This window comes from uncultured Methylobacterium sp., assembly GCF_964244095.1.
GTDB lineage: Bacteria > Pseudomonadota > Alphaproteobacteria > Rhizobiales > Beijerinckiaceae > Methylobacterium.
Window position 1 is genome coordinate 1 of record NZ_CAXTHR010000176.1, and the last position, 8049, is coordinate 8049.

The window sequence follows — 8049 nt, forward strand, 5'->3', positions numbered from 1 at the left end:
CGCGCTGGATGTCGCCCTTGGCGTCGGGCACGGTCTTGCCGTGCTCGGAGGCCAGCAGCTCGGCCAGCGGCTCCATCTCGGCGCGGATGAGTTCGAGGAAGCGCATCATCACGCGGGCGCGCTTCTGCGGGTTCGTGGCGCCCCAGGCGGGTTGGGCGTCGCGGGCGTTCTCGACGGCCGCGCGAAGCTCGGCCTTGCTCGCCAGTGCGACGCGGGCCTGGACCTCGCCGGTCGAGGGGTGGAACACGTCGGCGAACCGCCCGCTGGTGCCTTCGACGGCCTTGCCGCCGATGAAATGGCCGATCGTGCGCATCTGCGCCTCCCCTGTTCGCTTCCCCGACAATCCAACCTGCGCGGGCGAAGACCGATTTTGACAGCACCCTAACAGGGTTCGCTGAGCGATAAAGCTGGACCCGCTCGCATCCGGTGTGCATCGATGCACAGCAGCCGGCACCATCCCCTCTTCCCCCCGCGGGGAGAGGGTTCGGACAGCGCATGACCCCCAAAAAAACCCGCAACTGGGACGACCTGCGCTTCTTCCTCGCGGTCGCCCGCACCGGCACGCTGACGGCGGCCGCCGCGCGGACGGGGACCGAGCACACCACGGTGGCAAGGCGCATCCTGGCGCTGGAGGAGGGGCTGGACAGCCGCCTGTTCCACCGGAGCAACCTCGGCTACGCGCTCACCGAGGCGGGCGCGGCGCTGCTCGCGAGCGCCGAGGCGATGGAGAGCGCCTTCGTCTCGGGCGCCGCGGCGGGCGCCGAGGGGCGCAGCCTGTCCGGCACGGTGCGGATCGGCGCGCCGGACGGCTTCGGCAGCGTGTTCCTCGCGCCGCGGATGCACCGGCTGACGCAGGCCCATCCGGGCCTGGAGGTCGAGATCCTGGCGACCGCGCGGATCTTCAGCCTGTCGAAGCGCGAGGCCGACATCGTCGTCAGCCTGTCGGCGCCGCAGCAGGCGCGGGTGGTGACGCGACGGCTCACCGACTACCGGCTGTTCGTCTACGGCGCGCGATCGTACCTCGACGCGGCGGAGCCGATCCGCAACGTGGCCGATCTCGGGCGGCACCCGTTCGTGAGCTACATCGAGGACATGCTGTTTGCGCGCGAGCTCAACTACCTCAGCGTGATCGGGCCGGATGCCTCCGCGCGCCTGCGCAGCACGAACCTGCTGGCCCAGGTCCACGCGACGCTGGCCGGCGCGGGCCTGTGCATCGTGCCGGCCTTCATCGCCAGCGCCCATCCCGGCCTCGTGCCGGTGCTGCCGGATGCGCTCTCGCTGACGCGGGCGTTCCACATGCACATCCACGAGGACCACCGGAAGGCGGCGCATATCCGGGAAGTGGCGGCGTTCATCGTGGACGCGGTGGACGCCGCGCGGGAGCTCTTCTCGAACGCGTCCGGGTAGGGTGCATGGGATGCCGTGCCGCGCATCGGCACCGCCGGCCGTTCGGGCTTGTGCCCGGCCCCGCAGCCGTTAGCCTCTTCGGCACCGCGCATCGGCGCCGGTCCAGAGAGACGGGAACGCGACCATGATCAGCGCCATCGCCCTGCCGCGGCTGATGCGGATCGGAGCCGGCGCGTGCGGGCTGCTGCCGGAGGTGCTGGGGCAGCTCGGGCTGTCGCGGCCGTTCGTCGTCACCGATCCCTACCTCGCCGGCAGCGGTCCCGCGGCGCTGCTGGTCGAGCGCCTGGCGGCGGCCGGCATCCGCGCGGCTTTGTTCTCCGACACCGTGCCGGACCCGACGGTCGCCTCGGTCGAGGCGGCGCTCGCCGCCCTGAAGGCCGGCGACCACGATTGCGTCGTCGGCTTCGGCGGCGGCAGCCCGATCGATACGGCCAAGGCCGTCGCGGTGCTGGCGCGCCACGGCGGTCCGATGCGCGCCTACAAGGCGCCCCGCTGCCAGGACGCGGCCGGGCTGCCGATCATCGCGATCCCGACCACCGCCGGCACCGGCTCGGAGGCGACGCGCTTTGCCATCGTCACCGACGAGGACACCGACGAGAAGATGCTGTGCGCCGGCCTCGCCTACCTGCCGGTGGCGGCGCTCGTCGACTACGAGCTCACCCTGACGAAGCCCGCCCGGCTCACCGCCGACACCGGCATCGACGCGCTGACGCACGCGATCGAGGCCTACGTCTCGCGGCGTGCCAACCCGTTCTCGGACGGGTTCGCGCTCCAGGCGATGCGGGCGATCGCGCCGAACCTGCGCCGGGTCTGGACCGATCCCGGCGACCGCGGGGCGCGGGAGGCGATGATGTTCGGGGCCTGCCAAGCCGGCATCGCGTTCTCGAACAGTTCGGTGGCGCTGGTCCACGGCATGAGCCGGCCGATCGGCGCGCATTTCCACGTGCCGCACGGGCTCTCGAACGCGATGCTGCTGCCGGCGGTGACCGCCTTCTCGGCGCCGGGCGCGCCGAGCCGCTACGCGGCCTGCGCCCGCGCCATGGGCGTGGCGCGGGAGAACGCGGACGACCGCGGCGCGGTGGAGAGCCTGATCGCCGAATTGCAGCGGCTCAACGACGACCTGGAGGTGCCGACGCCGGCCGAGTACGGGATCGACGGGGAAAGCTGGACCGCGCTCGTCCCGACCATGGCGGCCCAGGCCCTGGCCTCCGGCTCGCCGGCCAACAACCCGGTCCAGCCGAGCGCGGAGGCGATCGCGGCGCTCTACCGGCAGGTCTGGGCCGCCTGACCCTTGGCCGCGCCGGTCCTGCCTCGACGTGGATGGCCAGGCGCTTCCCGGCTCGGCCTACTTCGCGACCGGCCGGAGCCGCTGCTTCTCCGCATCGGTGAGCACGAGCGGCTCGAACGAGGTCTTGACCAGCCGCGCTCCGCGCGTCCCCGCCAGGGCCAGCAGGACGTCGCCTCCCTGCGAAAGCAGGACCGGCTCCTCGTAGGTCCAGTGCTCGGGCGCGACGCCGCGCTTCCCCTTGAGCACCCTCAGGCGCTGCTTGGCCGTGCGCTCGCTCCCGTCGGCGGCTCGGTAGCTGAACCTGACCTCGCGGGCCCAGCCCGGACTGCTCACGAGGCGCATCCCGACGACCCTGGCCTCGACCGGCTTCGGGTCCCGGGCCAGGGTTCGATAGAGCCGGAACTCGCTCAGCAAGGCCCAGGCGCCCCCTCCGATCACGGCCGCGAGGAACGCGAGGCCGCCCGACGCGACGACGAGCGCGACCCAACGCACGGGGAGCGCATCGACGAACCAGGACAGCGCGACCGCCTCCTCGTCGCCTGGATCGACCTTGAGGACCGGGGGCGCGCTCCGATCGAAATCGACGAAGGTGAGTGCCGTGACGGACTGCGTGGCCACGCGCCCGTCGACGCCCCGGTACGATACGTCCAGCGTGCACCAGGAGAAGGGAAGCAAACTCAGCTTGACGGTGCAGGAGCCCGCCATCGCCGTGACGGGAGCAGGCCGTCCGTGGCGCCAGACCTGGGGATCTCGCAGGAGACCCGGCCCGTAGAGAGCAGCGAACCAGAGTGCGGCCGCGAGGACGGCCGTCGCGCCGAGCCCGGAGCCTGCGGCGGTGAGGATGGCGCGACGGCCGGCCCTGACCGCGACGGGCCGGCGCGGGAAGGCGTCGAGCGCGGTGACGGGCGACATCGTGCCTTCCGAACCGTGAAACGTCCCGTCCTGCCGCGTCTACCGCTTCGCGGGACGGTGGAGGACGCGCGACCTTCCCCGATCTCGAACCGGAACGCCAGCGCCGCGCCTCACGGTGTGCCGCCATAGGTCGCAAACGAGGTCTCCACCTTGTCGGCGAGCGCCGGATCGACGGTCGCCGAGACCCGGAGCTTGCCCGCGAGCGCCGGCCCGCCCTCGGTGTCGGCCTTGGCGTGGCCGTCCTCGACATCGGCGCCCGCCGTCTCGGTGCCGGCGCTGTTGTCGGCCGAGACCGGCGCGATCGTCACCGCCGCGCGGTCGACGCCGTGTTCCTGGACGAGGTGCTCCACCGCCATCTCGGCGTCGCGACGGGTCTCGAACGTGGCGGCGATGATCTTCGGCATGCGGTCGGCTCCGGTGGCGGGCCGCGAGCGGCCCCTCGGTGTCCGCGGTCAATCGCGAGGGCGCCGGCGTGTTCCGGCCGCCGCGGTCGCAGGCCGCTCAGTACATCGGCGTGCCGCCGGTGACCGGCACCAGCGCGCCGGTCATGTAGCTGCCCTCGCGCGAGGCGAGCAGCACGTAGGCCGGCGCCAGTTCCGCCGGCTGCCCGGCCCGGCCGAGGGGCGTGTCGGCGCCGAGCGCCTCGATCTGCTCCGGGCTCTTCACGATCGGCTGGATCGGCGTCCAGACCGGGCCGGGCGCGACGCAGTTCACGCGGATGCCCTGCGGGGCGAGGAGGTTCGACAGCCCGATCGTCAGGCTCGCGATCGCGCCCTTGGTCGCGGCGTAGATCAGCATCGTCTTGTCGGCGATCTTGGCCTGCTGGCTCGTGGAGTTGACGATCGCCGAGCCCGGCTTCATGTGCGGCACCGCCGCTCGGCAAAGGTAGTACAGTGCGAAGACGTTGGCGCGGAACGCGCCTTCGAGGTCGGCCGCTGTCACGTCGTCGAGGCCGTCGTTGACGGTCTGCGCGGCGGCGTTGTTGACCAGCACGTCGAGGCCGCCGAGCTCGGCCACCGTCCGGGCCACGAGGTCGCGGCAATAGGCCTCGTCCCGGAGATCGCCCGGCAGCAGCAGGGCGCGGCGGCCGGCGGCCTCGATCCAGCGCGCGGTCTCCTCGGCGTCCGGCTGCTCGACGGGCAGGTAGGCGATCGCCACGTCCGCGCCCTCGCGGGCATAGGCGATGGCGACCGCCCGGCCGATGCCGGAATCGCCGCCGGTGATCAGCGCGACGCGGTCCGTGAGCAGGCCCTTGCCGACGTAGCTCGTCTCGCCGTGGTCGGGGGCCGGACGCATCTTCGACGTCAGCCCCGGCCGCGCCTGCTGCTGGTCGCCGGGAAACGGGGGCCGTGCTCCGGCCGCGCGCGGATCGTCGTTCATGGATGGCCTGCCCTTCGCGTCGTTCCGATCCGAAGGTAGGGCGCCCGCGCGACCCCGATGACTGCGACACGACCTCCCGCGCCGTCTCAGAGCGCGAGGCCGAGCTGGCGCGGGGCTTCGGCCTGGCCGTGATCGAGCGCCGACACCGAGACGCCGAGCAGCCGCACGCTGCGCCGCAGCGGATAGAGCTCCCGCAGCAGCGCGAGGCTGACCTGCGCGAGGGTGTCGCGGTCGGAGACGGGGGCGGGCAGCGAGCGCGCCCGGGTCACCTGCGCGAAATCCGAGAACTTCACCTTGAGGGTCACGGTGCGGCCGCCGAGCCCCTTGGCCCGGCATGCGGTCGCGACCTTGTCGAGGATCGGCGCCAGCCGCTCGGACAGGGTCTCGAAGTCGGCGCTGTCGTCGGAAAAGGTGTTCTCGGCGCCGATCGACTTGCGGATGCGGTGCGCGCGGACCGGGCGCTCGTCGATGCCGCGCGCCACGCCGTGATAGTACGCCGCCGAACTGCCGAACACCGCGGCGAGTTCCTCGAGGCTGCGGGCCTTGAGGTCGCGGCCGGTGCGGATGCCGAGGCGGCGCATCTTGCCCTCCGTCACCGGGCCGATGCCGTGGAAGCGGCCGATGGCCAGGTCCTCGACGAAGGCCGGCCCCATCGCCGGCGTGATCACGAACAGCGCGTCGGGCTTGCGGTAGTCGGACGCCACCTTGGCCAGGAACTTGTTGTAGGAGACCCCAGCCGAGGCCACGAGGCCGGTGCGGGCCAAGATCTCGGCGCGGATCGCGCGGGCGACCGCGGTGGCGCTGGGCAGGCCCTGCAGGTTCTCGCTGACGTCGAGATAGGCCTCGTCCAGCGACAGCGGCTCGATCACCGGCGTGTGCGCGGCAAACACCGCGCGGATCTCCTCGGAGATCGCGCGGTAGGCGTCGAAGCGCGGGCGCACGAAGACGAGGTCCGGGCAGAGCCGCCGCGCGGTGACCGAGGGCATCGCCGAGCGCACGCCGAAGACCCGCGCCTCGTAGCTCGCCGCCGCGACCACGCCGCGCTCGCGCGAGCCGCCGACCGCCACGGGCCGCCCGCGCAGGGACGGGTCGTCGCGCTGCTCGACGGAGGCGTAGAACGCGTCCATGTCGATGTGGATGACTTTCCGGACCGGGGCGGTCACGACTTCGTCCTGCTGGCGATCCGGCCGCAGCGCGCGGCGGCCGGATCGATGTTCGATCTTTGTTCCGATGTTCCACCGGCGCGGCCCGCGATTCAAGCCGTGCGGCGGCGGCCGTCCACCGGCGAGCGGGGAGGGGCGCCGGCGGTCGATCCGGGCCGTGCGGCCGTCCGGCAAGGCTTTGTTAACCGTCCCGCCCGATGCTCGAGAGATGGTCGTCCGCCGCCGCGTCAGAATGGTCGTGCTGCCCCTGGGTCTGTGGACCCTGTCGGGCCTCGTCGTCGGCTACTTCGTGGCTCAGGCCGAGAACGGCAACCGCGGCCTGGAGGCCAAGCGCGCGCTCAAGATCCAGGCCTACGGGCTGACGCGGGAACTGTCGTCGGCCAAGGCCGAGCGCGCGGTGTGGGAGCACAGGGTCGCGCTGCTGCGCAGCGAGCAGATCGACCGCGACCTCCTCGAAGAGCGTGCCCGGGTCGTGCTCGGCCGGGTGCACGCCAACGACGTGGTGGTCATCGACCCGTGAGCGCTTCGCGACGAAGCGCACGCCGCTTCGTCGCGAGGCCGCGCCTCGGAACGAAGGCCCCGAGCCGGACCCGCGCCGACGCGATCGGGTGCGGTTCCGCGCCCTGACAACGCCTGCCGCCTGTCAGAGCGGCGGCCCTCGCATTCCCCGGCGCCGTGCCCTAAACCGTGAGCGAAGAGACGCGATCACGGGAGCATTCCGATGGAAGCCGCCAAGGATGCGAGGCTGCCCGATGCCGGCCAGGACGCGGTCGGGGCGTCCGGCGGGGCCGCCGGACCGGCGGCCGAGGCCGCGCACGAGCCCGCGCCGAACGCGCCGCAGTTCACCCGCGACGAGGATCTGCACGCCTACCACCGGATGCTGCTGATCCGCCGCTTCGAGGAGAAGGCGGGCCAGCTCTACGGCATGGGCCTGATCGGCGGCTTCTGCCACCTCTACATCGGCCAGGAGGCGGTGGTCATCGGGATGCAGATGGCGTCCGTCGACGGCGACCAGGTCATCACCGGCTACCGCGACCACGGCCACATGCTGGCCTGCGGCATGGACCCGAAGGGCGTCATGGCCGAGCTCACCGGCCGCCGCGGCGGCTACAGCCGCGGCAAGGGCGGCTCCATGCACATGTTCAGTCGCGAAAAACAGTTCTTCGGCGGGCACGGGATCGTCGGGGCGCAGGTCTCCCTCGGCACCGGTCTCGGCTTCGCCGACGCCTACAAGAAGAACGGCAAGGTCAGCCTGACCTACATGGGCGACGGCGCGGCCAACCAGGGCCAGGTCTACGAGAGCTTCAACATGGCGCAGCTGTGGAAGCTGCCCGTGGTCTACGTGATCGAGAACAACCGCTACGCCATGGGCACCTCGGTCGCCCGCGCCTCGGCGCAGACCGACTTCTCCCGCCGCGGCATCTCCTTCGGCATCCCCGGCGAGCAGGTCGACGGCATGGATGTCCGCACCGTGCGGGAAGCCGCGGGCCGCGCCATCGCGCATGCCCGCACCGGGGAGGGGCCCTACATCCTGGAGATGCAGACCTACCGCTACCGCGGCCACTCGATGTCCGACCCGGCCAAGTACCGCACCAAGGACGAGGTCTCGAAGATGCGCGACGAGCACGACCCGATCGAGATGGTGCGCAAGCGCCTGATCGAGCTGCACGGCGTCCCGGAAGCCGACCTGAAGGCCACCGACGCCAAGGTCCGCGAGACCGTCAACGACGCCGCCGAGTTCGCGACCCACGATCCCGAGCCGGACCCCGCCGAGCTGTGGACGGATATCCTGCTGGAGGCGCGCGCCTGACGGCGCCCGCTTCCCCGGGACCCGATTCAGGCCGCCCCGCCCGCCTCACCGACAGAGACCATCATGGCGACCGACATCCTGATGCCCGC

General features: G+C 72.2%; 9 protein-coding genes. 4 read left to right on the forward strand and 5 right to left on the reverse strand.

Annotated elements, in window-relative coordinates; all coding sequences use genetic code 11:
• Positions 1–313 (reverse strand): aldehyde dehydrogenase family protein (locus ACFE86_RS19860; protein WP_375457051.1); only part of this gene is annotated, 313 nt, incomplete at its 3' end.
• Positions 314–495: 182 nt separating this feature from the next.
• Here ACFE86_RS19860 and ACFE86_RS19865 point away from each other — a divergent pair.
• Together ACFE86_RS19865 and ACFE86_RS19870 are read left to right on the forward strand one after the other, a co-directional pair.
• Positions 496–1407, forward strand: a complete 912-nt coding sequence (locus ACFE86_RS19865; protein WP_375457052.1) for a LysR family transcriptional regulator — start codon at positions 496–498, stop codon at positions 1405–1407.
• A 124-nt stretch (positions 1408–1531) separates the two neighbouring features.
• Entirely contained in the window at positions 1532–2695 is a 1164-nt protein-coding gene (locus ACFE86_RS19870; RefSeq protein ID WP_375457053.1) for an iron-containing alcohol dehydrogenase, read from the forward strand.
• Between the two features lie 57 nt (positions 2696–2752).
• On the opposite strand, the gene ACFE86_RS19875 is transcribed toward ACFE86_RS19870, so the two are convergent.
• From ACFE86_RS19875 to dinB, 4 genes are all read right to left on the reverse strand, one after another.
• Positions 2753–3607, reverse strand: coding sequence for a hypothetical protein (locus tag ACFE86_RS19875; RefSeq protein ID WP_375457054.1), 855 nt, complete (start codon positions 3605–3607; stop codon positions 2753–2755).
• 110 nt (positions 3608–3717) lie between these two features.
• On the reverse strand, positions 3718–4011 hold the full coding sequence (locus tag ACFE86_RS19880; RefSeq protein WP_375457055.1) for a hypothetical protein: 294 nt from the start codon (positions 4009–4011) through the stop codon (positions 3718–3720).
• Between the two features lie 97 nt (positions 4012–4108).
• Positions 4109–4987, reverse strand: coding sequence for an SDR family oxidoreductase (locus ACFE86_RS19885; RefSeq protein ID WP_375457056.1), 879 nt, complete (start codon positions 4985–4987; stop codon positions 4109–4111).
• Between the two features lie 86 nt (positions 4988–5073).
• Positions 5074–6150 (reverse strand): DNA polymerase IV, encoded by a 1077-nt coding sequence (dinB, locus tag ACFE86_RS19890; RefSeq protein ID WP_375457057.1) that lies wholly within the window; start codon positions 6148–6150, stop codon positions 5074–5076.
• 208 nt (positions 6151–6358) lie between these two features.
• On the opposite strand from dinB, the gene ACFE86_RS19895 reads away from it, so the two are divergent.
• Positions 6359–6670: a septum formation initiator family protein gene (locus ACFE86_RS19895; protein ID WP_375457058.1), complete on the forward strand. Its 312-nt coding sequence runs from the start codon at positions 6359–6361 to the stop codon at positions 6668–6670.
• Between the two features lie 201 nt (positions 6671–6871).
• On the forward strand, positions 6872–7960 hold the full coding sequence (gene pdhA / locus ACFE86_RS19900) for a pyruvate dehydrogenase (acetyl-transferring) E1 component subunit alpha (protein ID WP_375457059.1): 1089 nt from the start codon (positions 6872–6874) through the stop codon (positions 7958–7960).
• Positions 7961–8049 lie beyond the last annotated feature (89 nt).

Excerpts from the sequence above, each read along its gene's own strand:
- ACFE86_RS19865 (WP_375457052.1), top strand. The coding sequence starts at position 496 with ATGACCCCCAAAAAAACCCGCAACTGGGACGACCTGCGCTTCTTCCTC.
- ACFE86_RS19870 (WP_375457053.1), top strand. The coding sequence starts at position 1,532 with ATGATCAGCGCCATCGCCCTGCCGCGGCTGATGCGGATCGGAGCCGGC.
- ACFE86_RS19875 (WP_375457054.1), bottom strand. The coding sequence starts at position 3,607 with ATGTCGCCCGTCACCGCGCTCGACGCCTTCCCGCGCCGGCCCGTCGCG.
- ACFE86_RS19880 (WP_375457055.1), bottom strand. The coding sequence starts at position 4,011 with ATGCCGAAGATCATCGCCGCCACGTTCGAGACCCGTCGCGACGCCGAG.
- ACFE86_RS19885 (WP_375457056.1), bottom strand. The coding sequence starts at position 4,987 with ATGAACGACGATCCGCGCGCGGCCGGAGCACGGCCCCCGTTTCCCGGC.
- ACFE86_RS19895 (WP_375457058.1), top strand. The coding sequence starts at position 6,359 with ATGGTCGTCCGCCGCCGCGTCAGAATGGTCGTGCTGCCCCTGGGTCTG.
- pdhA (WP_375457059.1), top strand. The coding sequence starts at position 6,872 with ATGGAAGCCGCCAAGGATGCGAGGCTGCCCGATGCCGGCCAGGACGCG.